The organism is Aquabacterium sp. A3, from assembly GCF_038069945.1.
Lineage (GTDB): Bacteria > Pseudomonadota > Gammaproteobacteria > Burkholderiales > Burkholderiaceae_C > Aquabacterium.
Map to the genome: position 1 here is coordinate 1 of NZ_JBBPEV010000002.1, position 24,277 is coordinate 24,277.

21 protein-coding genes and 1 rRNA gene are annotated in these 24,277 nt (G+C 65.4%); 13 read left to right on the forward strand and 9 right to left on the reverse strand.

The features are described from left to right. Positions 1-2: 2 nt before the first annotated feature. From rrf to WNB94_RS09210, 4 genes are all read left to right on the forward strand, one after another. A 5S ribosomal RNA gene (rrf, locus tag WNB94_RS09195) occupies positions 3-115 on the forward strand. A 124-nt stretch (positions 116-239) separates the two neighbouring features. Then, positions 240-692: a Smg family protein gene (locus WNB94_RS09200; RefSeq protein WP_341389998.1), complete on the forward strand. Its 453-nt coding sequence runs from the start codon at positions 240-242 to the stop codon at positions 690-692. Between the two features lie 194 nt (positions 693-886). After that, positions 887-1,228: a hypothetical protein gene (locus tag WNB94_RS09205; RefSeq protein ID WP_341389999.1), complete on the forward strand. Its 342-nt coding sequence runs from the start codon at positions 887-889 to the stop codon at positions 1,226-1,228. A 140-nt stretch (positions 1,229-1,368) separates the two neighbouring features. Beyond that, a complete protein-coding gene (locus WNB94_RS09210; protein WP_341390001.1) occupies positions 1,369-2,562 on the forward strand; it encodes a phosphoglycerate kinase in 1,194 nt (397 codons plus the stop codon). A 113-nt stretch (positions 2,563-2,675) separates the two neighbouring features. Here the strand turns inward: WNB94_RS09210 and WNB94_RS09215 are convergent, their stop codons facing one another. From WNB94_RS09215 to WNB94_RS09230, 4 genes are all read right to left on the reverse strand, one after another. Further along, positions 2,676-3,539 carry a metal-dependent hydrolase gene (locus WNB94_RS09215; RefSeq protein ID WP_341390003.1) on the reverse strand — a complete coding sequence of 288 codons (864 nt, stop codon included), beginning with the start codon at positions 3,537-3,539 and terminating at the stop codon, positions 2,676-2,678. Between the two features lie 27 nt (positions 3,540-3,566). Then, positions 3,567-4,463 carry a metal-dependent hydrolase gene (locus tag WNB94_RS09220; RefSeq protein WP_341390005.1) on the reverse strand — a complete coding sequence of 299 codons (897 nt, stop codon included), beginning with the start codon at positions 4,461-4,463 and terminating at the stop codon, positions 3,567-3,569. A gap of 146 nt (positions 4,464-4,609) precedes the next feature. Continuing rightward, positions 4,610-5,686, reverse strand: coding sequence for a helix-turn-helix transcriptional regulator (locus tag WNB94_RS09225; RefSeq protein WP_341390006.1), 1,077 nt, complete (start codon positions 5,684-5,686; stop codon positions 4,610-4,612). 5 nt (positions 5,687-5,691) lie between these two features. Continuing rightward, positions 5,692-6,525, reverse strand: a complete 834-nt coding sequence (locus tag WNB94_RS09230; RefSeq protein WP_341390008.1) for an alpha/beta fold hydrolase — start codon at positions 6,523-6,525, stop codon at positions 5,692-5,694. 147 nt (positions 6,526-6,672) lie between these two features. Between WNB94_RS09230 and pyk the strand changes: the two genes are divergently transcribed. The 4 genes from pyk to WNB94_RS09250 all read left to right on the forward strand — a co-directional run bounded on the left by pyk (position 6,673) and on the right by WNB94_RS09250 (position 11,052). Further along, complete coding sequence (pyk, locus tag WNB94_RS09235; RefSeq protein ID WP_341390010.1) at positions 6,673-8,103, forward strand: pyruvate kinase; 1,431 nt, start codon at positions 6,673-6,675, stop codon at positions 8,101-8,103. A 154-nt stretch (positions 8,104-8,257) separates the two neighbouring features. Continuing rightward, a complete protein-coding gene (gene fba, locus WNB94_RS09240; RefSeq protein WP_341390012.1) occupies positions 8,258-9,322 on the forward strand; it encodes a class II fructose-bisphosphate aldolase in 1,065 nt (354 codons plus the stop codon). 129 nt (positions 9,323-9,451) lie between these two features. Next, complete coding sequence (locus WNB94_RS09245) at positions 9,452-10,114, forward strand: glutathione S-transferase family protein (protein WP_341390013.1); 663 nt, start codon at positions 9,452-9,454, stop codon at positions 10,112-10,114. Between the two features lie 26 nt (positions 10,115-10,140). Continuing rightward, positions 10,141-11,052, forward strand: a complete 912-nt coding sequence (locus tag WNB94_RS09250) for a phosphoribosylaminoimidazolesuccinocarboxamide synthase (protein WP_341390015.1) — start codon at positions 10,141-10,143, stop codon at positions 11,050-11,052. An 8-nt stretch (positions 11,053-11,060) separates the two neighbouring features. Here WNB94_RS09250 and yihA read toward each other — a convergent pair whose 3' ends face one another. Then, a complete protein-coding gene (gene yihA / locus WNB94_RS09255) occupies positions 11,061-11,909 on the reverse strand; it encodes a ribosome biogenesis GTP-binding protein YihA/YsxC (protein WP_341390016.1) in 849 nt (282 codons plus the stop codon). 90 nt (positions 11,910-11,999) lie between these two features. On the opposite strand from yihA, the gene WNB94_RS09260 reads away from it, so the two are divergent. The 4 genes from WNB94_RS09260 (at position 12,000) to WNB94_RS09275 (ending at position 17,104) form a co-directional block, all read left to right on the forward strand. Next, positions 12,000-12,611, forward strand: coding sequence for a c-type cytochrome (locus WNB94_RS09260; protein ID WP_341390017.1), 612 nt, complete (start codon positions 12,000-12,002; stop codon positions 12,609-12,611). Between the two features lie 128 nt (positions 12,612-12,739). Then, positions 12,740-14,911, forward strand: coding sequence for a cytochrome c biogenesis protein ResB (locus tag WNB94_RS09265; protein WP_341390018.1), 2,172 nt, complete (start codon positions 12,740-12,742; stop codon positions 14,909-14,911). 52 nt (positions 14,912-14,963) lie between these two features. Next, on the forward strand, positions 14,964-16,325 hold the full coding sequence (gene ccsB / locus WNB94_RS09270; protein WP_341390019.1) for a c-type cytochrome biogenesis protein CcsB: 1,362 nt from the start codon (positions 14,964-14,966) through the stop codon (positions 16,323-16,325). Continuing rightward, positions 16,322-17,104, forward strand: a complete 783-nt coding sequence (locus tag WNB94_RS09275; RefSeq protein WP_341390021.1) for a Crp/Fnr family transcriptional regulator — start codon at positions 16,322-16,324, stop codon at positions 17,102-17,104. The genes ccsB and WNB94_RS09275 overlap by 4 nt, the downstream gene beginning before the upstream one ends. 33 nt (positions 17,105-17,137) lie before the next feature. On the opposite strand, the gene WNB94_RS09280 is transcribed toward WNB94_RS09275, so the two are convergent. Further along, positions 17,138-18,352 carry a glycosyltransferase gene (locus WNB94_RS09280; RefSeq protein ID WP_341390022.1) on the reverse strand — a complete coding sequence of 405 codons (1,215 nt, stop codon included), beginning with the start codon at positions 18,350-18,352 and terminating at the stop codon, positions 17,138-17,140. Between the two features lie 212 nt (positions 18,353-18,564). On the opposite strand from WNB94_RS09280, the gene WNB94_RS09285 reads away from it, so the two are divergent. Continuing rightward, positions 18,565-18,783, forward strand: coding sequence for a hypothetical protein (locus tag WNB94_RS09285; protein ID WP_341390559.1), 219 nt, complete (start codon positions 18,565-18,567; stop codon positions 18,781-18,783). Between the two features lie 9 nt (positions 18,784-18,792). Here the strand turns inward: WNB94_RS09285 and WNB94_RS09290 are convergent, their stop codons facing one another. From WNB94_RS09290 to WNB94_RS09300, 3 genes are all read right to left on the reverse strand, one after another. Next, entirely contained in the window at positions 18,793-19,650 is an 858-nt protein-coding gene (locus WNB94_RS09290) for a carbon-nitrogen hydrolase family protein (RefSeq protein WP_341390023.1), read from the reverse strand. A 97-nt stretch (positions 19,651-19,747) separates the two neighbouring features. Further along, positions 19,748-20,374 carry an energy transducer TonB gene (locus WNB94_RS09295; protein WP_341390024.1) on the reverse strand — a complete coding sequence of 209 codons (627 nt, stop codon included), beginning with the start codon at positions 20,372-20,374 and terminating at the stop codon, positions 19,748-19,750. Between the two features lie 6 nt (positions 20,375-20,380). Continuing rightward, the gene (locus tag WNB94_RS09300; RefSeq protein ID WP_341390026.1) at positions 20,381-24,277 is read right to left on the reverse strand and encodes a pilus assembly protein; all 3,897 of its coding nucleotides are present in this window, start codon (positions 24,275-24,277) and stop codon (positions 20,381-20,383) included.

Here is a 24,277-nt window from a genome sequence, read left to right on the forward strand (position 1 = left end):
AGCCTGATGACCATAGCGAGTTGGTCCCACTCCTTCCCATCCCGAACAGGACAGTGAAACGACTCAGCGCCGATGATAGTGCGGATTCCCGTGTGAAAGTAGGTCATCGTCAGGCTAATTACCCCCAAAAGGCCCTCACCTCACGGTGGGGGCCTTTTGCTTTGCTCGGTCCAACTTCTCACGTGCCGGGACATGGTCTTTCTCATGCGCCAACAGGCCTGATCGGGTATAGTGTCTTGATGTTCGATGTGCTGGTCTACCTCTACGAGAATTATTGGCGTCCTGACGCGTGCCCCGATGCGGGGCAGTTGATGCGCAAGTTGTCCGCGGTAGGTTTCGAGCAAGACGAGATCAGTGAGGCCTTGGCCTGGCTGGACGGATTGCAACTCGCTTCGCTGGAGGCGCCGGTGGCGCCCAAGGCCCAGAGCGCACGCGTGTTTTCCGAGATGGAGCTTGAGCGCCTGGGTCCGGACGCCTTGGGATTTCTTCAGTTCCTGGCGTCGGCTGGGGTGTTGTCGGCCACGTTGCGCGAGGTGGTGCTGGACCGTGTGTCGGCCTTGCCTGCCGGGCCGGTGGCCCTCGAGGACTTCAAGGTGGTCTTGCTCATGGTGTTTTGGGGCATGGGCAAGGAGCCTGACGCCCTGATCCTGGACGAATTGTTCGTTGACGACGAGGACCGCGTCGTTCACTGAGCCTGGCCGTCGGCAGGTTCAAGTTTTGATTCCATCTGTCGAAATCAGTACGGGCGCGCGATCGCTCGGTGGTGAACAGGGACAGTGGGATGCAAGCCTCGCATGTGAATCTTTCGACAGAACGACAGCCGCAGGCCCCCTCGGTGGGCGAAGGCGTTCGCATCTGGCCGCGTTGGACGGCTTTGGCTTGTCTGATGTTGACGTTGCTGGTGTCCGGCTGCGACCAGTTGGGCATTGAAACGCCTCAAAAGCAGACTGAGCGCAAGGTGGCCGAGGCCAAGGCCATTGGTGGGGCCTGCCGTCATGCGGTTCGTGCCATCGAAGATTGCTACACCCTGAATCCCCGTGCAGACAAGTCGGCCATGTACGAAGGCTGGCGGGAGATGGACGAGTACATGCGCGAAAACAGCCTGGAGGGCATTGCGCCGGTGGTGCCCCGCCCCGACCCCAAGGCCAGGCGCGCTCAGCCGCCGGCCGAAGACGGCGAAGATCCGGCGGCTGACGGGGGCGGCGCGTCTGATAAGCCGTCGCACTGACGGCGCCTTATCCCCCGTGTGTCCGTGATGTGTCGGTGGTCTGGGCCCTGGATGGGGGGCTGTCGGCATGGCAGTCTGCCGCCCCGGGGGGCCGATACCTTCTTACAATCAGAGGTTTGTCTTTCGATGCAAGCCTCATCATGAACATCCTCCGACTTGAAGACCTCGTGGCCCAGGGCAAGGTGGCCAACCAGCGCGTGTTCATCCGCGCGGATCTGAACGTGCCGCAGGACGATGCCGGCAACATCACGGAAGACACGCGGGTTCGCGCTTCGGTGCCGGCCATCGAAATGGCCTTGAAGGCTGGCGCTGCCGTGATGGTGACCTCGCACCTGGGGCGCCCGACCGAAGGCGAGTTCAAGCCTGAGGATTCTCTGGCTCCGGTGGCCAAGCGCCTGGGTGAGCTGCTGGGTCGTGAGGTGCCGCTGGTGAGCAACTGGGTGGACGGCGTGACCGTGCAGCCGGGCCAGGTGGTGCTGCTGGAGAACTGCCGCCTGAACAAGGGCGAGAAAAAGAACAACGAGGAACTGGCCAGGAAGATGGCTGCCTTGTGCGACATCTTTGTGCACGATGCGTTTGGCACGGCCCACCGCGCCGAGGGCACGACTTACGGTATTGCGCAGTTCGCCAAGGTGGCCTGCGCAGGCCCGCTGCTGGCTGCGGAGATCGACGCCATCAACAAGGCGCTCGAAGCGCCGAAGCGCCCCTTGCTGGCCATCGTGGCCGGCTCGAAGGTTTCGACCAAGCTGACGATTCTGGAGTCGCTGGCCAAGAACGTGGATGGGCTGATCGTGGGGGGCGGGATTGCCAACACGTTCATGCTGGCCGCCGGCCTCAAGATCGGCAAGTCACTGGCCGAGCCTGACCTGGTGGGGGCGGCCAAGGCGGTGATCGACAGCATGGCCGCCCGTGGCGCGAATGTGCCCATTCCTGAGGATGTGGTGGTGGCCAAGACCTTCGCTGCCGACGCGCCGGCCACCATCAAGGCCGCGACCGATGTGGCGGATGACGACATGATCCTGGACATCGGCCCGAAGACCGCTGCCAAGCTGGCGGCGCAGCTGAAGTCGGCGGGCACGGTGGTGTGGAATGGCCCGGTGGGCGTGTTTGAGTTCGAGGCGTTCGAGCAGGGCACGAAGGTGATCGCACAGGCCATCGCGGAGTCGGCGGCCTTCAGCATCGCGGGTGGTGGCGACACCCTGGCCGCGATCGCCAAGTACGGCATCGACAAGGACGTGGGCTACATCTCGACCGGTGGCGGAGCCTTCCTGGAGGTGCTGGAAGGCAAGACGCTGCCTGCGTTCGAGATCTTGAGCAAACGCGCGGCGGGTTGATCGCCCGGCTGCTCGTCTGCCGAATGCAAAAAGCCCCGCTCTGGCGGGGCTTTGGCGTTGGTGGGCTGCGTAGATGGGCTCCGTTGGTGGGCCGCGTTGGACGCGGCGGCAGCTCAGGGCGCTGCGGCGTGCAGCACCTCTCCGGCCTGCACGGGGTCACCGGTGCGGTTGAAGGTGTCGAGCCACAGGCGGTAGCTGTCCATCTGGCCTTCGTCCCAGGGATGAAAGCCGGGTTTGAAGTACTGAAAAAAATGACCGGCCATGCTGGTGTACAGGCCGCCGGGCTTGAAGAGCCACCACAGGCCTTTGCTGATGAGCTTGAGGCGCTGCCAGCCCGTGAAGCCATCGACCTTGAGCATGTAGTTGGTGGTGTGCAGGCAGTGGATGTTGAAGCCGACGGTGACCAGCACCAGCGCCATGACCCGCCGGAAGTAGCCGACCTTGGCCACCTTCTGCATCACGTCAAAGGCGACGGCCTTGTGCTCGACTTCTTCCATGGCGTGCCATGCATACAGCGCGCGCATGCGGTGATCGGCGGACTCCAGCACCTCTTTGCGGGCGAAAAAGCCATGGGCCATGATCGCCGTCATGTGCTCGGCGGCGGCGGTCTCAGCCAGGGTCTGTTCGGCCGACAGGTACTTGCGCTCGAACTCGAACAGCATCTTGCGCTCGAAGGCTTCCAGGGCGTCCACGTCGATGCCCTGGCGTTTGAGCCGCTCGTTGTACTGTCCGTGGACGATGCCGTGCTGGCCTTCCTGGCGCATGAAGTCCTTGATGTCCTGGCGCAGTTGGGGGTCGGTGACCTGGTCTCTGAAATCACGTACGCAGGAGATGAAAAAGCGTTCACCCTCGGGGAAGATGGTGGACATGGCGTCGAACAGGCGCGTCTTGAACGGGTCTCCGCCAAACCAGTACTTGGGGATGTCGCCGTCCAGCCCGAAGTCGAGCTTTTCTCGTGGCGTGATGGTGTGTGCCATGGTCAACTCCTTGGATGTGTCGGCGCCTCAGGCCTGCGCGCCCGCGAGGTGTCGGGCTGCCAGCAGATTGCCGGCTTCGACGGGGTTGCCGGTTTCCTTGAGCAGGCGCAGCCAGGGCTCGTAGCTGGGCACCACGGGCTCTTGCCAGGGGTGGAAGTTGGGCTTGAGGTAGCTGAAGTACTTGCCCATCATGGGCATGAAGATGCCGCCCGGCTTGTACAGCCACCACAGGCCCTTGGCCCAGATCTTGGTGCGCTGCCAGCGGCTGAAGCCATCGACCTGGAGCATGTGCTTCATGATGCGCAGTACATGGTAAGGAAACAGGATGGTGACCAGCAGCATCGAGCCGATGCGCGTCCAGTAGCTGGCCTTGGCGTGGTCGACCAGCACGTCGTACGCCACGCCTTTGTGTTCCATCTCTTCCATGGCGTGCCAGACGTAGAGCGCGCGGATGCGCTCGTCGGCGTTGGCAAAGATGTGGGGGCGTTCGACGAAGCAGTCGGCCATGATGGCCGTGATGTGCTCCGAGGCCGTGGTGATGCCCAGGGTGAACTCGCGTGAGAACACCTTGCGGATGATCTGAAACAGCCGCCGCTCCTGGCCTTCGAGGATGGCGTCCACGTCGATGCCTTGCTTTTTGAGGCGGTTGTTGTACTGCGTGTGCAGCATGCCGTGCTGGGCTTCCTGGCGGGTGAAATCCTTGATCTCTTGCAGGAGCTGCGGGTCGGTGATGCGGTCCTTGAAGTCACGCACGCAGGTGATGAAGAACTTTTCGCCCACGGGGAACAGGGTGGACAAGGCGTCGAAGAAGCGTGTCTTGAAGGGGTCGTTGTCCAGCCAGTACTTGGGGATGTCGCCGTCCAGCCCGAAATCGAGCTTTTCGCGCGGAACGATGTGAGGCGGGGTGATCTGGTTGTTGCTCATCGGGGTCTCCTCGGCCATGCCGACGGTGCACGCGGCACCGCATGGGTGGACTGTAGGCAAGCACGCCCCAACCCACCATGTCCTGCCGCGACAGCCAAGGTAAATTTGGCGACACCTGCATTCAGGGTAAACGCGGGTATGTCCCGTCAGGGGGATGGCGGATGGTGCCTGTACTGGCTGGGCGTGACGCCCGACCAGCGCGCGAACGCCTGGGTGAAGCTGCGTCGGTCTGAAAATCCCAGCCGGTCACTGATGTCTTCGACACTCAGGGCGGTGTTCTGAAGCCATTCCCGGGCCAGGCGGTAGCGCACCCGTGACTGGATGGCGGAATGGCTGTCGCCCAGCTCTTTGAGCCGGCGCTGCAGGGTGCGGGCGTGCAGGCCGAGCTCCTGGGCGAGCGCGTCCAGCCCCAGCCCCATGAGGCGGGGCTTGTCTGCAAAGACCTGTTCGATGCGGCTGACCAGCGCAGGCGACGCCGTCGGGGTCAGCGGGTCGCCGCGTTCCGCGACCTTGCGGGCCAGGCGCTCGGCGGCCTGGGCGTGCAGGGTCGGGAAGGCGCCGCGCAAGGGCATGTCCAGCAAATGACGCTGAAACCACAGGGCGTCGAGCTCGGCGCCCCATTCGACCGGCACCCCGAAATGTCGTTCTACCTGGGCGGCCTGGGCGTGCGGGGCATGGCGGAAGGTGATGCGGCCGATCAAGGCCTCGTCACCCAGCAGCAGCCGGCTGAACTTGATCACCGAGGCAAAGATGGCTTCGGCAAAGGGCCAGCCCTCCTCGGGTGAGGCGTCTGCCAGCCGGTAGCGCAGGCTGATGCGGGCGTCAGGGCCATGCTCGGCCAGCGCAAACCCGATGTAGGGATTCACCAGCGGCGGGATCCATTCGAGCGCGCGCGCGGCGTCACGCAAGGTGGCGCTGGTGGTGATGTAGGTTTCGACATCCGAGAGGTATTCGAAGGCAAAGGTGTCGCCCAGGACCAGTGGGAAATGCCGGGGGCCCTCCAGGGCGCGTGAGGCCTCGACGCAGCGCCACATGAGGCGCTGCATGGTGCTGCGCTTGACCACGGCCGTTTCGGGGTGCAGTTCGACGGTGTCGATGTGCTCATCGCGGAAGAGGCGCTCGATGTCGATGCCGCACAGGCGCGCTGCACGCACCCAGTTCGTGACCGTGACGAACGGGATCTGAGGGTCGAGGTCTTCTACGGCGGGTGGTGTGTGGGGCACGGCGCTCAGCGAGGATGGGCGGACGAAGGGGGGCCGGCTTTTTCGAAGGTGTCCAGCCACCCCAGCACGGCACGGGCGGTGACGTGCGGCTGCTCGAAAGGATACAGGTGAGAGCCTTCGATCCAGCTGATGTTTGACCCCACGAGTTGTCGGATACCGGCCAGCCCCACCTGCCTCAACTCGCGCGAGTGGGTGCCGCCGATGAAGGCGATGGGGCAGCGGATGGGTCGGCGACGAAAGCTGTGCAACAAGCGGTGGGGGACGGTGCGGTAGATGGCGGATTCGATGTCGCGGTCGAAGCTCAGGCGCCGAGACACGCCGTCGGCGTGGGTGACGGTGCCGTGGGCCACGTAGTCGGCCAGCACGTCGGGGTGAAAGGCCGCGAACAAGGGTTTGGTGCGGAAATGCGCCTGGGCCGCCTGCAGGCTGGGCCATTCATGCGTGCGCTGAGCCGACACGCGAGAGGGCATGACCCGGTCCATGGCCTTGAAGCGCTTGGCCATGCCCAGCCCGGCCGATTTCCAGCCCGTCAGGAGTGGGGAGTCCATGACCACCACGCCGGCCGCCAGGTGCGGGTGTCGGCTGGCCACCATCATGCTCAGATAGCCCCCCAGCGAATGACCCACCAGGTAGGCGGGCTGCCGCACCTCCCGCTCGATGAAATCGCGCAGTTGTTCGACCAGGTGGGGCCAGTCGGTGGTGACAGGGTAGCGCGGGTCGTGCCCGAGTTGCTCGATGGCATGAACCTCGTGGCCCGCCGCCCGCCAGCGCTCGAACAGCACGCGGTAGGTGCTGGCAGGGTAGCTGTTGGCGTGTGCAAAGACGATGGGCGGCAACATGACTTCTGGTTGCAATGACTGCGTTGAAGTGTAAGGGTCGTTGTGTGCCCGCTGCAGTGCTGGGGCCCTCAGCGTCTTTTCGGCGTTTCTGCCGCAAAGTTTTGGTGTGACACTGTGGGCACAACAAGTCACCGCTGAGATCCTGCCATGCCACGAGCCACAAAGATCGTCGCCACCCTGGGGCCCGCCTCGTCCACGCCCGCCGTGCTGGAGGCCATGATGAAGGCGGGGGTGGATGTGGTGCGGCTGAACTTCTCGCATGGCACCGCGCAAGACCACATCGATCGGGCCAAGCTGGTGCGCGAGGTGGCCGAGCGGGTGGGCAAGGTGGTGGCCGTGATGGCCGACCTGCAAGGCCCCAAGATCCGGGTGGGCAAGTTTGCCGAGGGCAAGGTGATGCTGGAGCCGGGGCAGCCTTTTGTGCTGGACGCCAGCCGCACCGAGCCGGGTGACCTGCACGGCGTGGGCCTGGACTACAAAGAGCTGCCGCGCGACGTGAAGCCGGGCGACACCCTGTTGCTCAACGATGGCCTGATCGTGTTGACGGTGGAGGCCGTCAAGGGCGAGGCCGTGCACACCGTGGTGAAGCTGGGCGGCGAACTGTCCAACAACAAGGGCATCAACAAGCAGGGTGGTGGCCTGACCGCGCCGGCCCTGACGGCCAAGGACATGGAAGACATCCGGACCGCGGCGAGCTTCCAGTGCGATTACATCGCGGTGTCGTTCCCCAAGAACGCCACGGACATGGAGATGGCGCGCCAGCTGGCCAATGTGGCCGGCGAGCCCTGGCGCCACCGCCCGGCGCTGATCGCCAAGATCGAGCGCACCGAGGCCATCCCCAACCTGGACAGCATCTTGAAGGCCTCGGACGGCATCATGGTGGCGCGGGGTGACCTGGCGGTGGAGGTGGGCAACGCGGCGGTGCCGGCCCTGCAAAAGCGCATGATCAAGATGGCGCGCGAGATGGACAAGGTGGTGATCACGGCCACGCAGATGATGGAGTCGATGATCGTCAACCCCGTGCCCACGCGCGCCGAGGTGTCGGACGTGGCCAATGCCGTGCTGGACGGCACCGATGCGGTCATGCTGAGCGCCGAGACGGCAGCAGGCAAATACCCGGTGGAAACCGTGGAGCAGATGGCCGCGATCGCGCAGGAGGCCGAGCGGGCTGAAGGGGTGTCGCTCGACGCCGATTTCATCAACAAGCGCTTTGCCCGCATTGATCAGTCGATCGCGATGGGGGCCCTGTTCACCGCTTACCACCTGGGCTGCAAGGCCATCATCGCGCTGACCGAGTCGGGCTCGACCGCGCTGTGGATGAGCCGGCACAACATCCATGTGCCCATTTTTGCGCTGACGGCGCAGCCCACCTCACTGCGCAAGATGGCCCTGTACCGCAATGTGCGGCCCTTGTTGATTCCGAGTTTTTCAGATCGTGACGAGGCCCTGCGCCAGGCCGAGGCGGTGCTGGTGGCCAAGGGCATTTTGCGCCCCGGCGACACCTACGCCATCACCTGTGGCGAGCCCATGGGCCACCCGGGGGGCACCAACATGCTCAAGGTCTGCGAAGTGGGCTGAACGCCGCCGCGAGGCGGTGGGCCCTGGCGCCCCCCATCCGGGGATGCCCTGGGGCGCCGTGTCTCGTTAAAATACCGCCCGATCGGGAGCGACGCGCCGCCCAGGCGCGTTTTTTGCGCCCACTGTTTTCTCACACAACTGTATTGGGGTCACCATGGCACTCGTATCTATGCGCCAGCTGCTGGACCATGCCGCCGAAAACGGCTACGGCATTCCGGCTTTCAACGTGAACAACCTGGAGCAGGTGCAGGCCGTGATGGCCGCCGCCGACGAGGTGGGCGCGCCCGTGATCCTGCAGGCCTCGGCGGGCGCCCGCAAGTACGCCGGCGAATCATTCATCAAGCACCTGATCCAGGCCGCCGTGGAAGCCTACCCCCACATCCCCCTGGTGATGCACCAGGACCACGGCACCAGCCCCAAGGTGTGTGCCGGCGCCATCGACCTGGGCTTTGGCTCGGTGATGATGGACGGCTCGCTGATGGAAGACGGCAAGACCCCGGCCTCGTTCGACTACAACGTGGACGTGACCCGCAAGGTCGTGGACATGGCGCACAAGGTGGGCGTGACCGTGGAAGGCGAGCTGGGCTGCCTGGGCAACCTGGAAACCGGTGAAGCTGGCGAAGAAGACGGCATCGGCGCCGAAGGCAAGCTGGACCACAGCCAGATGCTGACCGACCCCGAAGAAGCCGCCGTGTTCGTGCGTGAAACCCAGCTGGACGCCCTGGCGATCGCCATCGGCACCAGCCACGGCGCCTACAAGTTCTCGCGCAAGCCCACGGGCGACATCCTGGCCATTTCGCGCGTGAAGGAAATCCACGCCCGCATCCCCAACACCCACCTGGTGATGCACGGCTCCTCGTCGGTGCCGCAAGAGCTGCTGGCCATCATCAACCAGTACGGCGGCAAGATGAAGGAAACCTACGGCGTGCCCGTGGAAGAAATCCAGGAAGCCATCAAGTACGGCGTGCGCAAGATCAACATCGACACCGACATCCGCCTGGCGATGACCGGTGCCGTGCGCAAGTTCATGTTCGAGAACCCGGACAAGTTCGACGCCCGCGAATGGCTCAAGCCTGCCCGCGAAGCCGCCAAGGCCGTGTGCAAGCAGCGTTACATCGAGTTTGGTTGCGAAGGCCAGGCCGGCAAGATCAAGCCCATCAGCCTGAGCGACATCGCCGCAGCCTACGCCTCGGGCAAGCTGGCGCAGCTGGTGGCCTGATCGCCTTTGGCGCCCTGAACAGCCGGTGCAGCCCCTCGGGGCGCACCGGTTTTTTCATGGGCGCAGCGTGGGCGGGTATGCTTCAGATCCTCTGGATGTCGTCCCGGTTCACGCCAAGGAGTTCTGCCCATGCTCAAGCTTTACGGTTTTCCCCTGTCCAATTACTACAACAAGGTCAAGCTGGCCTTGCTGGAAAAGGGTGTGCCCTTTGAAGAGGTGCTGGTGCACTGGGGCGTCGAGGGCAAGGAAGGCAAGTCGCCCTTGGGCAAGGTGCCCTACATCGAAACCGAAGATGGTTTCCTGTGCGAAAGCCAGGTGATCCTGGACTACATCGAGGCCCGCTGGCCCACGCCCGCCCTGGTGCCCGCCGACCCCTGGCAGGCGGCCAAGGTGCGCGAGCTGATCACCTACTGCGACTTGCACGTGGAGCTGTGCGCCCGCCAGCTGTACCCACAGGCCTTTTTTGGCGGCAGCCTGCCTGAGAAGTTCACCGAGCGGGTGAGGGGTGATCTGGCGCGAAAGCTTGAGGCCTTCGCGTCGGTGGCCCAGTTTGCGCCCTATGCCGCGGGCGATGAGTTCACCATGGCCGACTGTGCCGTGTACGTGAGCCTGCCCCTGGCGGCGCTGGCCAGCAAGCTGGTGTACGGCGAAGACCTGGTGGCTGCGGCGGGCATCGACTGGAAGGGCTACGTGAAGCTCATTGAGCAGCGGCCCAGTGCGCAAAAGGTGGCGGCCGATCGCAAAGCCGATCAGGCGCGGGCCATGGCTGCCAACAAGGCCAAGGCACAATAACGGCCTGTTTGTTGATCGCCTTGCCCATGACCGCCGCTCTGCACACCTCCGCCCTCAACTCCCTGCCGCTGCTGGCGCGTGGCAAGGTTCGCGACAACTACGCGGTGGGCGACGACCGCATCCTGATGATCGCGTCTGACCGCATCAGCGCGTTCGACGTGATCATGGGCGAGCCCATCCCGGGCAAGGGCGCGCTGTTGACCCAGATGGCCTTGTTCTGGTTCGAGCTGCTGAAAGACGTGGCGCCCAACCACCTCACCGGCGACGACCCGCTGAGCGTGGTGGCCCCGGCCGAGCGTGCGCAGGTGGAAGGCCGTGCCATGCTGGTCAAGAAGCTCAAGCCCCTGCCCGTGGAGGCCGTGGTGCGCGGCTACCTGGCCGGCAGCGGCTGGAAGGAATACCAGGACAACGGCATGGTGTGCGGCGTGAAGCTGCCCGCCGGCTTGAAGAACGCCAGCAAGCTGCCCGAGCCCATCTTCACCCCGGCCACCAAGGCCGAGGTGGGCGACCACGATGAGAACATCAGCTACGAGCAGATGGCCGAGATCATCGGCGCCGACATGGCCGCCAAGGTGCGCGACCTGGCCATCGCGCTGTACAAGAAGGCCGCCGATTACGCGCTGACCAAGGGCATCATCATCGCCGACACGAAGTTCGAGTTCGGCTTGGATGAATATGGCACCCTGACCGTGATGGACGAGGTGCTGACGCCCGATTCATCGCGCTTCTGGCCCGTGGAAGGCTACGAGGCCGCGTTCGCCGCCGGCCAGAACCCGCCCAGCTACGACAAGCAGTTTGTGCGCGACTGGCTGGAGCAGGCCACGGTGAATGGCCAGCCGTGGGACAAGACCGCGCCGTCGCCGGCCCTGCCGCAGGACGTGATCGAAAAGACCGCAGCCAAGTACCGCGAGGCACTCACCCGCCTGACGCTGGCCTGACCGATCCGTCAGGCCTGATCGTTCAGGCCCTCGAGGTGTTCGGGGTGCTCGCCAGTGGGGTCGGGGGGCAGTTCATCGGGCATCGCCAGGGACGCGCGTGCGGCCATGGCGTCTGCGGCCCACCCCTGGAGCACCTGGGCCACGTCACCCACGCCGATTTTTTTCAGGGCCGAGAACAGTGTGATGCCCACATCGGCCTCGTCCGTCACGACGGTACCCAGGGCCTCCTGGGCCTTGGCCAGCGATTCGGCCTGCTCTTTCTTGTTGAGCTTGTCGGCCTTGGTGAGCAGCACCAGCAGCTTGACCTCGCCCGAGCGCACGCGCGGCGCCACGAAGGACAGCAGTTGCAGATCGAGCTCGGTGAAACCGTGGCGCGAGTCGACCATCTGCACCACGCCGGTCAGGTTGCGGCGTATTTCGAGGTAGCGCGCCATGACCTGCTGCCAGCGCACCTTGGCCTCGCGCTCGACGGCGGCGTAGCCGTAGCCGGGCAGGTCGGTCCAGACCAGGTTGGGGGCGTCTTTGGGGCCCACCTCGAACAGGTTGATGTGCTGGGTGCGCCCCGGGGTCTTGGAGGCGTAGGCCAGTTGGCGTTGCTGGGCCAGGGTGTTGATGGCGGTGGATTTGCCCGCGTTGGAGCGGCCCACGAAGGCGACTTCGGGCAATTCATTGACCGGCAGCTGGTTGAGCTGGGCCGCCGTGGTGAGGAAGCGGGCCGTGTGCGCCCAGGCCAGCGCCAGACGGGCCGGGTCGGCGGTCGCTTCATCGCCCCTGTTCAGGGCGGGCGCCGGTGGCGTCTGGCTGCGCTCGGAGTGTCGCGGATTGGATTTGGGGCGGGGGTTTGCAGGACGGGGCATGGGGCATTGTAAAATCTTTGGGTTTGGCCTTGAACCTGTCTGCCAAGACAATTCAAGGTTGCTCCCCACCACACACACTGCCCCTACGCCATGAAGCGCTTTTCTCACCTGATTGCCCTTGCCTCGGTGGCCCTGTCTATGTCTGGCGTGGCCCATGCCCAGAGCAAGCCTGATCTGGCGGCTGGTGCGGCCAAGGCCGCCGTCTGCATGGCCTGTCACACCGCAGACGGCAGCCGTGGTTTGGCTGCCAACCCGATCCTGCAAGGTCAGCACCCCGAGTACCTGGTCAAGCAATTGACCGAGTTCAAGGAAGGCAAGCGCAAGAACGCCGTGATGAATGGCATGGCCGCCCCGCTGTCCACCCAGGACATGATCGACATCGCCGCCTTCTTTGCCAGCAAGAAGCCCGTGCCGGGCCAGGCCCGTGATGCCGAGTCCGTCAAGCAGGGCGAAAGCATCTGGCGCGGTGGCATCGCCAAGAAGGGCGTGCCGGCCTGTGCGGGTTGCCACAGCCCCAACGGCGCGGGCATTCCGTCGCAATACCCCCGCCTGGGTGGTCAGCACTATGACTACACCAAGGCCCAGCTGGTGGCGTTCCGTCAGGGCGAGCGCACCAACAACGCCCAGATGACGGCGATCGCGGCCAACCTGAGCGACAAGGAAATCCACGCGCTGGCCGACTACATTGCCGGCCTGCGCTGAGACGCATGGCCGACCAGCCGGGGCACTCAGAGCCCCGGTTGTCCATGACACCACACAGACAGGCGGGCCCCTGATGCAGGGTGGTCCGCCTTTTTACTTTTTGGCCACCAGGCGCCATGCCCACGCACATGAGTGATGCTTCCGTGACCACCACCTTGCCTGGCCGACACGCCGGGCGCGAAGCCATCGAGCTGCTGGCCTCGATGCGCTTTGCGATCGCCCTGCTGACGGTGATCTGCATCGCTTCGGCCATCGGCACGGTCATCCTGCAAGGTGAGCCGCTGGTCAACTACGTGGAGCAGTTCGGCCCCTTCTGGGCCGAGGTGTTTGGGGTGCTGGGCCTGTACCGCATCTACAGCGCGCCGTGGTTCCTGGTCATCCTGGCCTTCCTGGTGGTGTCCACCAGCCTGTGCATCGCCCGCAACACGCCCAAGATCCTGGCCGACTGGCGCACCCACAAAGAGCAGGTGCGCGAGCAGGCCTTGCTGGCCTTCCATCACCACGCCGAAGGCGAGATGCCGGGCTCGCTGGACGATGGGCGCCAACGGGTGCAAGGGCTGTTGCAGGCCCGTGGATGGTCCATCAAGACCGAGCGCCGCGAGGCCAGTGCCCGCGGGGCGGCCGGCATCATGTTCGGGGCGCGACAGGGCGCGGCCAACAAGCTGGGTTACCTGGCGGCGCACGGTGCCATCGTCCTGATCTGCCTGGGCGGGCTGTTCGATGGCGACCTGCTCATCAAGTGGCAGGCCTGGGCCAAGGACCTCACCGTGTTCCAGGGGCCGGGCGACGACATTGAACGCAGCAAGCTGGGGGTGGACAACCCCTCGTACCGCGCCAACCTGTTCGTGCCCGAGGGGCAGCGCACCAACGCGGCCGTGGTGCAGATGAGCGATGGCATGCTGCTGCAGCCCCTGCCGTTCGACGTTGAGCTCAAGAAGTTCATCGTCGAGTACTACAGCACGGGCATGCCCAAGCGCTTTGCCAGCGAGGTGCGCATCCACGACCCGGCCAAGCCGTCGCCGCAGGACTTCACCATCGAGGTCAACCATCCGCTGGTGTACGACGGGGTGACCTTGTTCCAGTCGAGTTTCGAAGACGGGGGCTCGTCGGTGACCTTGCAGCCTGTGCGCCTGGATGGCCGCTCATTGGGCGCGCCGCCGCCGGTGGACGCGCAGGTGCGCGGCCCGGCCGTGCGCATGCCCGACGCCTGGTGGGGCGGGCAAGGCAAGCGCCTGGAGGTGTCCGACCTCAAGCTCATCAACGTGGAGGACCTCAGCCAGGCGCAGCGCGTGCTGCCTGAAGACGAGGCGGCCCAGGCGGCATCGGCGGCCACCGAGGACTGGGCGACGGGGCTGGAAAAGCACCTGGGGTCGGGCGCCAAGAAGCCGGGCGACAAAAAGCTGTTCAACCTGGGGCCCGCCGTCAGCTACAAGCTGCGTGACGAGGCCGGGCAGGCCCGCGAATTCCACAACTTCATGATGCCCGTGACGCTGGACGGGCATGCGGTGTTTTTGCTGGGGGTGCGCGACACCCCGGCCGAGTCTTTCCGCTACCTGCGGGTGCCGGCTGACGAGAACATGCGCATGGACGGGTGGCTGCGCCTGCGTGCGGCGCTGGGTGATGCCGGCCGGCGCGATGAAGCGGCCCGCCGGTTTGCCCTGGGCGCCGCACCGGCAGGTCGCCCGGAGGTGGCCGAGCAGTTGCAGATGTCGGCGCGGCGCGCGCTGGAGTTGTTCTCTGGCGCGGTGTATCCGGTGCCCCCCCAGCCAGGGCAGCCCGAGCCACCCACGGGCGGGCTGGCGGCCTTGTCCACCTTCATCGAGGCGGCGGTGCCCGAAGCGCAGCGCGAAGCCACGGCGGCCACCTTGATCCGCATCCTCAACGGCTCGTTGCTGGAGCTCTACCAGATGAGCCGGGCTGAAGCCGACCTGCCGCCGGCCAGCATGGCCGATGAGAGCACGCGCAGCTTTTTGACCCAGGCGGTGCTGTCCTTGTCGGATGCGGCGTTCTTTCCCGAGCCGGTGATCTTCACGCTCGGCTCGTTCGAGCACCGGCAGGCCAGCGTCTTCCAGGTCACGCGCACACCTGGGCGCAATGTGGTCTATCTGGGCTGCCTCTTGCTGATCATCGGCGTGTTTGCGATGCTCTACATCCGTGAGCGTCGGGTGTGGGTGTGGGTGTCTGATGATGGCGCGGGCCGCACACGCTGGCGCATGGCTCTGTCGTCCACCCGCCAGACGTTGGATGTGGACCAGGAGTTTGCCGAGTTGAAGCAGGCCCTGGCGGCGCCCACCGCCTGAGCCACGCGGCCGTGTTCCCGGATCGTCTTTGAATCTTGTCAGGAATCGAACCATGTCACTGAGTACCACCACCACCGCCCGTGTGGCCCCGGGCCTGCCCGCCGGGCGTGACGTCTGGGACTGGCTGTTTGCGCTGTTGCTGGTGGGCACGGGGGCCTACGCGTGGCAACTGCTGCACCTGCACATGGACGTGTACGAGAAGGCCATCCTGGTGGGGGCCGTGCCCTGCCTGATCGCGCTGGGCTGGTTCTGGCGCCCGCTTCGCCCCTTGATGGTGGGGGTGGGGCTGGCCACGGGGGTGGCCATCTTGCTGTATCGCCGGGCGCTGGACGACCACGGCGCCGATCTGGCCGTGGGCGAGCAATTGTTCTTGTTGAAGTATTTGCTGTCGTCTCAGAGCGCCATCTTGTGGATGAGCCTGCTGGTGTTCATGAGCACGGTGTTTTACTGGATCGGTGCCATCTCGGGCGGCCACACGCCCACCCGCCTGGCTTCGCGCATGGCCTGGGCCAGCGTGTTTTTTGGCGTCACGGGCTCGATGGTGCGCTGGTTTGAAAGCCACCAGATCGCGCCGGACATCGGCCACATCCCGGTGAGCAACCTCTACGAAGTCTTTGTGCTGTTTGCGTGGCTCACCACCGCCTACTGGTTGTACTACGAAGACCGCTTTGCCCGCATGGGGCGCGACCTGGGCTCTCTGGGGGCCTTCGTGATGCTGGTGGTGAGCGCCTCGGTGGGCTTCTTGCTGTGGTACGCCCTGGAGCGCGGCGCACACGAGATCCAGCCCCTGGTGCCGGCCCTCAAGAGCTGGTGGATGAAACTGCACGTGCCGGCCAACTTCGTGGGCTACGGCACGTTCGCCCTGGCGGCCATGGTGGCCTTTGCCTACCTGATCAAGGTGCGTGCGCAGGAAACCTCGTGGGTGAAGTTGCTGCCCTTGTGGCTGATGGGCGTGATCTTGTGCTTCGAGCCGCTGGTGTTCCGTTCGCGCCCTGAGGGCGAATCACCCCTGAGCAGCTACTGGGCGGTGTACTTTGGTGTGTCGGCCCTGATCGTGGCGGCCATCATCATGGCCCGCCAGCGTATTGCGCCCCGCCTGCCCGACCTGTCGGTGCTGGACGACGTGATGTACAAGGCCATCGCCGTGGGCTTCGCCTTCTTCACCATCGCCACCATCCTGGGGGCCTTGTGGGCGGCCGAGGCCTGGGGCGGCTACTGGAGCTGGGACCCGAAGGAAACCTGGGCCCTGATCGTGTGGCTGAACTACGCCGCCTGGCTGCACATGCGCCTCGTCAAGGGGCTGCGTGGTGAGTTCGCTGCCTGGTGGGCGCTGGTGGGCCTGCTGGTCACCTCGTTCGCCTTCCTGGGGGTGAACATGTTCCTGTCGGGGCTGCACTCTTACGGTTCGCTGTGAGCGGCCCCCATCCCGCGCACCCACCGGCCGCGCGCTCGTGGCTGACCCCGGCGATCCTGGCGCAGTTGCGCAGCGACCCGTGGTTCAGCCACCTGCCGCCTGAATTCGAGGCCGAACTGCTGGCCGTGGCCGTGCAGCGCCGACTGCAGGCGGGTGAGCATCTGTTTTTTCGCGGTGATCCGCCAGATGGCCTGTACGCCATCCTGGAAGGCAGCCTGCGCATCTCTGGCGTGACCGAGGCGGGCAAAGAGGCCATCTTGTCCTTGATCGACGCACCGGCCTGGTTTGGCGAGATCTCGGCGTTTGATCAACTGCCGCGCACCCACAACGCCTGTGCTGAAGGGGCGGTGCGGGTGCTGCACATCCCTCATGCCGACCTGATGGCCTTGCTGGCCCGCCAGCCCCTGTTCTGGCGCGAGCTGGGCGTGCTGATGGCCTTGCGCATGCGCCTGGCCTTCATCAACATGGAAGACATGGCCCTGCTGCCCTCGGAGGTGCGCCTGGCGCGCCGCCTGGTGTGGTTGGTGGAGGCCTCGGGCCAGGTGGCCGACGTGGGGCCGTGGGTGGTGCCCATCAGCCAGACGCAGTTGGGCATGATGCTGTCGCTGTCGCGGCAGACGACCAACCAGGCGGTCAGCGCCCTGGCCTCGCAGGGTCTGGTGCGCGTGGCCTACGGGCGCATCGAGGTGCTCGACCGCGTTCGCCTCATGGAGGCGGCAGCGCTGTCAGACACCGAACGGCAGATCCTGGCGCAGTTGAGGGCCTCCGAGCGGCGCTGAGGGGGCGGGGCTGCCGAGGCCAGTCACACCGCTTCAGGCCAGCGCCTGCAAGATGCGGCTCACGGTCTGCGACAGGGCCTCGTCGGGGTCATGGTTGGCGTGGCGCTGCGCAAACGCCTGGGCCTGACGGCGGTGGTGGGTGTCGTCCAGGCACTGCTGCAGCCATTGCCGGGCAGCATCCACCGAGAGGCCTTCGGGGGCCACCGCCCCGGCGCCCAGCCGCTCGATGGCCATCGCAAACAGCCCCTGGTCGACGTGTCGGGGGTGGCTCAACACCGGCACCCCCGCCAACAGGCACTGGGTGGACACGCCGCTGTTGCCGTTGGTGATGGCCAGCGAGGTGTGGGGCAGCAACTCGGGCAGGTGCAGCGGCTGGGTGTGCAGGTGCAGGCCAGGACGGGGCGGTGGTGTGGCAGGGGCCTGGCCCTGTTGACGGGGGATCACGCAGTGCACCTCGGCCGGCAAGGCGGCCAGGGCGTGCAGCAACTCGGACAAGCCCGCGGTGTGTGGATGCAGGTAGGCCAGCACCTTGGCCCCGGCAGCGTTCGACCATCGGGCCTGCTGCGCTTGTGAGAGGCCGGTGATGGGGCCCACGTACACCTGCTGGGGGCGGTCGGGCCGCTGAGGATATTGGTCCAGCTCGGGGAAGGTGTCCAGCAGCGACAGGGCGTGGTCGTACACGCTGCGCATGGACACCGCCGGGCCTGTCCAGCCCAAGGCCGTCAGGGCCTGGGCAATGCGTGCGTCCAGCTGGGTTTCGCTGGCCATCAGCTCGCTTTCAGGCACGGCATGCCAAGGGGTGAAGGCGGGCCAGGGGCATTGGGCCGGGGGCACGGCAAAGCCATTGCCCAGCACCACACTGGGTTGGCCGGCCAGTCGGCTGGCCAGCAGCGCGGTGGGGGCGTGGTCGGTCACCACCAGGTCGATCGCCAGGCCGTTGATCATGCTCAGCCAGGCCTTCAGGCGGGCCGCCAGATCGTCTGGCTGGTCAAAACCACAGCTCAAAAGCATGCTGGCGTGGTTGTCCGGCCGTGCGCTGGTTCGTGCCGGTGCGTGGCGCGGCGCTTGAATGATCTGCAGCGGGTCGTCCCAGCGCAGCGCCTGGGGCAGCGCCACGGTCTTGAGCGCCAGGGTGACCCGTGCGCCCCGGTGCATCAGGGCGCGGCCCAGGCGCAGGCAGCGCGCGATGTGGCCGTACGACTGGCCCAGCTCCCAGGCGATCAGGATGTGTGGCGGCGTGGCGGGCATGGAGGGCAGGGTGCAGGCAGGGCGAGGGCTGGTGGGGGTCTATGATGGGCCATGCCAGCCATTTCTGCGCTTCAGGCCTGACAGGTCTTGGCCGATATCACCACATGATTCATGCGATTTGCGATCCACAGGGCCATGTCGTGAGCCTGCACCGTGAGCCGGTGCCGGGCAGCGAGCCCCTGGGGCTGGAGCACCCCGAGGTACAGGCCTTTTTGAAGGCCGATGGTGCGCGCGGTTTTGCCGCCCTGGACGCCGACCTGGTGCGGGTGCTGGAAGACCTGATCGACGCGTTGATTCGCCTGAACGTGCTGCGCATCACCGACCTGCCGCTGGAAGCGCAGACCAAGCTGTTTGAGCGCAAGCACTTTCGGGATGGCATGCAGAACCGGGCCTTGCAGCTGTTCGCCCCCGACGACCCCGATGCCGCCTGAGCCTGGCGTTCAGAGCACGCGGTGTTGCAAGGCGGGCAGTTGGTGCCTGACGGCCGATTGCCGCGCCTGGTCGATGTCGGCCAGCACCACGCCATGGCCTTCCTGGGCTTGAACGGCCAGCACCTTGCCCCAGGGGCCCACCACCATGCTGTGCCCGTGTGTGCGCCGCCCGCTGGCGTGCAGCCCACCTTGCGCGGGCGCCAGCACATGGCACAGGTTTTCAACGGCGCGGGCGCGCAGCAGCAACTCCCAGTGGGCCTGCCCGGTGGTGTCGGTGAAGGCCGCAGGCAACACGATGAGGTCAAGCGGTTGCGAGCGACCCAGGGCGCGAAACAGCTCTGGAAACCGCAGGTCGTAGCACACCGACAGGCCCACCCGCCACGTGTGGCCATCGCGTGAGGGCAGGTCGAACGCCACCGGCTGGGCGCCGGGCATGAGCACGGTGGCCTCGTCGTAGCGGCGTTGTCCGTCGTCGAAGCAGAACAGGTGGATCTTGTCGTAGCGCGCCACCCGCTCGCCACGGGGGTTGTAGACCAGGGTGCTGTTGTAGACCCGGCTACCATCGTCCAGCGCCGTGTCTGCCCGCAGTGGCAAGGTGCCGGCGATCAGCCAGACGCCATGCTCACGCGCCGTTTCGGCCAGGATGTGCTGCATGGGGGTGCTGGGGGTGGCCGGCCAGGCGGCATCGGCCAGGGGCTCGGCGATGGCCAGTTTGTCGGCGTCGCGCAGGCCCATGAGGCAGAAGTACTCGGGCAGCGCCACCAGTTCGGCACCGGACTGCGCCGCCTGGGCGATCAGGCCGCGGGCGGTTTCAAAGTTGGCGTGCACGTCCGGCGTGGACACCATCTGGATGGCAGCGACTTTCATGACGAACCTCTCGGGATCTGCCCGGTCATCATGCGGGACGGGTGCGCTCAGGCGCAAGTGGGGATGGTGCTCATGCACCACAGCGCATCGGGCGGGGTCATGGCCCCGCGTCGAAATCCACTTCGACTTCCATGCGCGTGCGCACCGCCTGTCCGGATCGTTCGCCAGGCAGAAAGCGTGCGGACAGGAAGGCCGAGCGAGCGGCCTCCACCATGGCCGGCACGAGCGCGCTGTCCAGGGCCTCGACGCGGCGAACCGTGCCGTGTTCGTCGATGTAGATGGCCAGCCGACCGCTGCGGCGCCCAGGCAGATTCCAGTGCGCGGGGTAGTCGATGATCACCGGCGTCTCGGGACGCGGCCCGACCGTGAGCAGGTGCCGGGGCAGGTAGTCGTTGAAGCCGCCTGACGTTTGCTGAGCGGCGTTCATCGGCGGATCGGCCGTCGTGACGGGCTCAGTGGGCTCAGTGGGCTCTGGCGATGTTGGGGGCGATGCCGGGGCCGACGGTGAGCTCGGGCGGACCAGACTCACCTGCCGTACTTGCCACGTGGGCGGCGCGGACGGCGTGGGCTGCGTCGGCGGCAACATCGCGCGGGCCCCACCCTGCTGCCAGGTCAGCCCGTGGCCCACGCCCCCCGTGCCTGAGCCGGCGGCCAGCAGCCACAGGTGCGCTGTGGTGACCACAGCCACCATCACCGCCAGCAGGCTTTGCTGCTTGGTGGGCATGAGGCATCACTGCGGCGTGGGCACGATCTCACGCCACGAGGTGCGGCGCAGGCCGCCGGCACTGCTGGGAGCGGTCACGTGGTCTCTCAGGGTCACGGTGCCATCCGAGTTGGTGATGACCTGCCGGGTCTTGGTTTCACCGTCCACCTGCAGGGTGCTGATGCCCATCACGGCTTTATCCGACTTGGTGGCGGCCACTTGATCACCGGCGCGCTCCGAGACGTAACTGCCCGTGCGGATGTTCAGATCGAACAGCCACGAGTAACCACTGCCGGAACAAGCTGAGGGCGAAGGCACCAGCGTGGCCAGGGTCAGTGTGTCAAATGCCAGGCTCATGGGCACGAACACGCGCTCACCGGCGCTCGGCAGGTCCAAGTACCAGCCCGCCACGCCGCTTTGTCCCCAGTCCACCGTGTTGGCCGAGATCGTTCGGCTGGCCGGTGCGCCCGTTGTGGCATTGGCCTGCACCTCGGTGAGTGTCTGTTGTACAAGCGCCCCAGCGTTGGCTCGTACATCACCCCATCCAGTGGTGCTGCTCAGCGGGTCTTTGATGCCGTACACGCTTTGGGTGCTGCTGAGGTCTGCGGCATCGCTCAGGCCCAGGTAACGGCCGGTGCCCACCAGCACCACAGCCTGCCCTTCGATCTTGGCCAACTCGGGGCGCACGGTGATTGGCTGGCCCTGGCCATTGGCCACAAAACGTGCCACGCGGAAGGAGCGGGTGTCCGTGGACGAGGGGCCGGGCGCCGCCAGGTCTTCCGCGGTGCCGGCATTGAAGCGCCACAGGTTGCCCAGCATGTCGCCCGCGTAAAAACGTGCGGCGGTGTTGTCGCTGGGGCGCTCGATCCACGCATTGAGCTTGTTGAGCCCGCTGGGGGAGCCGCTGCTGCCCACCGCGGCACCGTCCACGAGCGTCGGGATCTTGTACATGACCTGGCCGCTGTGGGCGTTGAGGATGTACAGGTAGCCATTGCCGCTGTTGTTGAGCCCCGAGGTGAACGCCACCACCCAGGTCGGCGTGCCTTCGGCGTCAGGCACTTTGGTGATCACTGGGTTGCCATAGCTCAGACCCATGTCGGCATCGCTGAATTCCCACAGGCTGCTGGGGCTGCTGGGGTTGGTGATGTCCAGCGCGTAATAGCCGCGGCCACCGGCGCCAAAGCCACCCACCAGGATGGTGCTCCACTCAGGCTCGTCCGTGCCTGAGGCTTCGGCACTCAGGCTGATGTCACCCACCACCGGGGTGCCGTTGACGAAGAAGCGGTGCTTGCTTCTGTATTCGGTGTCGGCCAGGCGGTAAAGCTCGCCCATGATGGCGCGCGGGACGTAGGCCCACAGCTCGGTGCCGCCGGCCTGGCACGTGGAGCCCGTTCCCGTTTTGGCGGAAAACGCGTGCAACATGCCATCGTTCGCTGCGGCATACACCACCGGACAACGGCTGTTCTGGTTGGCCTTGAAGCTGTTGTAGCCATCGTCGGTGTAGGTGAAGGGAGGCTTGCCCACGAAGACAGGAGAGGCATCCACAATGGGCCCCAGCACCGATTCGCGATCGCGGTAAAGCGTACCTTCCAGGCTTTGATCTCCCCGGATGAAATTGACCAAGTTGGCACCGCTGGCGGTCTCGCGCTCATTCGTATCCAGGTCTGCGCATTGGGTGGGGATGCTGGGCTTGCCGCACAGGTTGTTGAAGTGGGCTGTCAGCGTGGCGGCATCGGCGTCGGCGCTGAGGTTGTCATACGTGAACGATGTCAGCGCGCGGCTTTCCGTGCCGCCGGCGTCGACCGAGCGGCCCATGTAGTAAATCGCGCGTGAGGTTGCACTGACACTTGCCAGCAGCGTGGCGGCATCCCAATCCGGGTTGTCACTGAAGGTGGTCTTGTCCTCTTCTAGGGTGAAGGCCTTCAAGCTGCCATCCCAGTCCACTGTGCGGTACGAGCCCACAAAAATCTGGTCGGTGCCCAGCACCGGGCGCAGAGAGCTGGACGCGGCCGAGGCACCAGCGCCTGATTGTCGATTGATCTCGTCGAAAGCTGACTTCAACGATTCGGCCAGGTCGCCTGGATCGCTGGCTGCGTAGTAGACGCCGCCGCCATTGACTGCGGCGTGCCACAGGTCGTCGATGGTGGTGGCCTTGCCAGAGGTGGGTTTGGGCCAGTTCTTGGCGCCGCTCTTGAGGTCGGCAAAGTCGCCTGAGGTCTGGCTCTCGTAGTTGGGGTCGTAGCGCAACGTGCCACTCACGCCAAACCCCAGCGTGAAGGTGGTCATGAGGGGCAAGGTCGGCACCCCTGCTCCTGACACGGGCCCCACGGCGTCGCGGGCCAACGGCGCGAGGTGGTAGTACCGGGCCACGTCGGCCAGGGTGTTGGTGCTTTCGGCCGTGACGGTTTGTGTGGTCGACGCTGGCGTGGCAGGGGGAGTGCTGGAGCAGGTGTCCCACGGGCCAGTGTTGGTGGTGGTGGTGGTGGTAGAGCCGGTGACTGTGGTGACGGTTTCTTCGAGTGTGTGGCGATAAGTGGGAGAAAAGCCGAAGAAACCGCACCCGAAGTTGCTGATCTTGACGGACGATGTGAACGCGTAAGTTCGGGTGACGGTGGTGTTGATGACGCCACCGTCGAACACCGGTCTGTTGGCGCTGCTGTCCCAGTTGCCGATCGCGTTGCCATCCAGGCGCTGAGGGTCGCTGGTGTCGTTCCAGTAACCGTCGGTGGTCAGTACGGTGTAGTTGCGCTGGCAGGACAAGGTGGCGGCTGGTACCGGATCCGTCTGCCCACTCAGTTCGTTACCGTAGTAGCGGCCCGCCTTGGCCAAGGCCCGCCGCAAAGGCGTTGAGCCCGTCGCGTTGGCGCTGTACAGGTTGCTGTAAAACAGCACACGTTGCGCGCTGTCGAAGTCGGCGATGTTGGCAAACTCTCCCAGTTCGTTGCTGACGCCACCGTTGAAGTTGCCCGATGCATCGTTCAAGGTCCCAAAGCCCACACGATAGTTGCTGTCCATGGCCTCGACGGCCCTGCCCGCCGCGCTGCGCATGGCCAGGATTCTGGTGCGGTAGTAGCTGTACCAGTTGGCGTAGTTTTGCTGCGCTTCGGTCTCAAGGCCAGAGACGTTGACCCGCGTGAACGTGGTGTTGCTTTGATTGTTGTTGGCCTGGGCGTTGGTGCGACACTCCTGAGAGAAGGTGTTGCTGGTCAGGTTGCCTTCGCTGTTGTACGTCCAGTTCAGCCGAGGTTGACTGCCTGTGTAATTGAAGTAGTAGGAGCTGCTCAGGTTTTGCGTGCTGAGGATGCCCAGTCGCCAATCTGATTTGCTGCCGTCGTGCATCGACGAAAAAGTCAGCACGAATGTGTTGACCTTGTTGGCTGCATTGGTGACGGTGCCACTCAGCCACAGCGCGGGGTTGCTGCGGCTGAGGAAAGCCACACGCGTGCCCACGGCCAGGTTGCTGCTCAATGTCACCGTCACAGTGACACTGCCGTCTGGCAAGCGCGTGTCGATCGCGCCATCATAGTTGACTGTGTTGCTGCTGAAGGCTGGACGAAAGCCATCCGACCACGCGGCACTGATCGGCATGTTCGGGTAGTTGCGACCGTCGGGGGTGACCGGTGGGTCGTATGTCGTGTTCGGGTTGTAGGCTGAACTGTTGCACTGACTGCTGCGGCAGCCGTACATCCTGAAATCACTGCTGGCTTCGCATTGCGAGGCGTTGTTGAAAGGCGCCAGGGCGTCAGGTGTGTAGTCCCACCGCATCGAGCCCGAGTTGTCCAGCACGAACATGATGTTGGGCTTGTCCTGCACCTCGTTGGTGATCAGCGGCGTCTGGCTGATGTCGGTGTCGGCATTGGCCCAGCCTGCGTTCGCCGCGAGGAGGAGGGTGATCAGGTGTCGTGCAAGAGGGCGTGTCAACAT

What these genes read in the sequence shown, in the direction of transcription:
- WNB94_RS09200 (WP_341389998.1), top strand. Translation starts at nt 240, where the DNA reads ATGTTCGATGTGCTGGTCTACCTCTACGAGAATTATTGGCGTCCTGAC.
- WNB94_RS09205 (WP_341389999.1), top strand. Translation starts at nt 887, where the DNA reads ATGTTGACGTTGCTGGTGTCCGGCTGCGACCAGTTGGGCATTGAAACG.
- WNB94_RS09210 (WP_341390001.1), top strand. Translation starts at nt 1,369, where the DNA reads ATGAACATCCTCCGACTTGAAGACCTCGTGGCCCAGGGCAAGGTGGCC.
- WNB94_RS09215 (WP_341390003.1), bottom strand. Translation starts at nt 3,539, where the DNA reads ATGGCACACACCATCACGCCACGAGAAAAGCTCGACTTCGGGCTGGAC.
- WNB94_RS09220 (WP_341390005.1), bottom strand. Translation starts at nt 4,463, where the DNA reads ATGAGCAACAACCAGATCACCCCGCCTCACATCGTTCCGCGCGAAAAG.
- WNB94_RS09230 (WP_341390008.1), bottom strand. Translation starts at nt 6,525, where the DNA reads ATGTTGCCGCCCATCGTCTTTGCACACGCCAACAGCTACCCTGCCAGC.
- pyk (WP_341390010.1), top strand. Translation starts at nt 6,673, where the DNA reads ATGCCACGAGCCACAAAGATCGTCGCCACCCTGGGGCCCGCCTCGTCC.
- fba (WP_341390012.1), top strand. Translation starts at nt 8,258, where the DNA reads ATGGCACTCGTATCTATGCGCCAGCTGCTGGACCATGCCGCCGAAAAC.
- WNB94_RS09245 (WP_341390013.1), top strand. Translation starts at nt 9,452, where the DNA reads ATGCTCAAGCTTTACGGTTTTCCCCTGTCCAATTACTACAACAAGGTC.
- WNB94_RS09250 (WP_341390015.1), top strand. Translation starts at nt 10,141, where the DNA reads ATGACCGCCGCTCTGCACACCTCCGCCCTCAACTCCCTGCCGCTGCTG.
- yihA (WP_341390016.1), bottom strand. Translation starts at nt 11,909, where the DNA reads ATGCCCCGTCCTGCAAACCCCCGCCCCAAATCCAATCCGCGACACTCC.
- WNB94_RS09260 (WP_341390017.1), top strand. Translation starts at nt 12,000, where the DNA reads ATGAAGCGCTTTTCTCACCTGATTGCCCTTGCCTCGGTGGCCCTGTCT.
- WNB94_RS09265 (WP_341390018.1), top strand. Translation starts at nt 12,740, where the DNA reads ATGAGTGATGCTTCCGTGACCACCACCTTGCCTGGCCGACACGCCGGG.
- ccsB (WP_341390019.1), top strand. Translation starts at nt 14,964, where the DNA reads ATGTCACTGAGTACCACCACCACCGCCCGTGTGGCCCCGGGCCTGCCC.
- WNB94_RS09280 (WP_341390022.1), bottom strand. Translation starts at nt 18,352, where the DNA reads ATGCCCGCCACGCCGCCACACATCCTGATCGCCTGGGAGCTGGGCCAG.
- WNB94_RS09290 (WP_341390023.1), bottom strand. Translation starts at nt 19,650, where the DNA reads ATGAAAGTCGCTGCCATCCAGATGGTGTCCACGCCGGACGTGCACGCC.
- WNB94_RS09295 (WP_341390024.1), bottom strand. Translation starts at nt 20,374, where the DNA reads ATGCCCACCAAGCAGCAAAGCCTGCTGGCGGTGATGGTGGCTGTGGTC.
- WNB94_RS09300 (WP_341390026.1), bottom strand. Translation starts at nt 24,277, where the DNA reads ATGTTGACACGCCCTCTTGCACGACACCTGATCACCCTCCTCCTCGCG.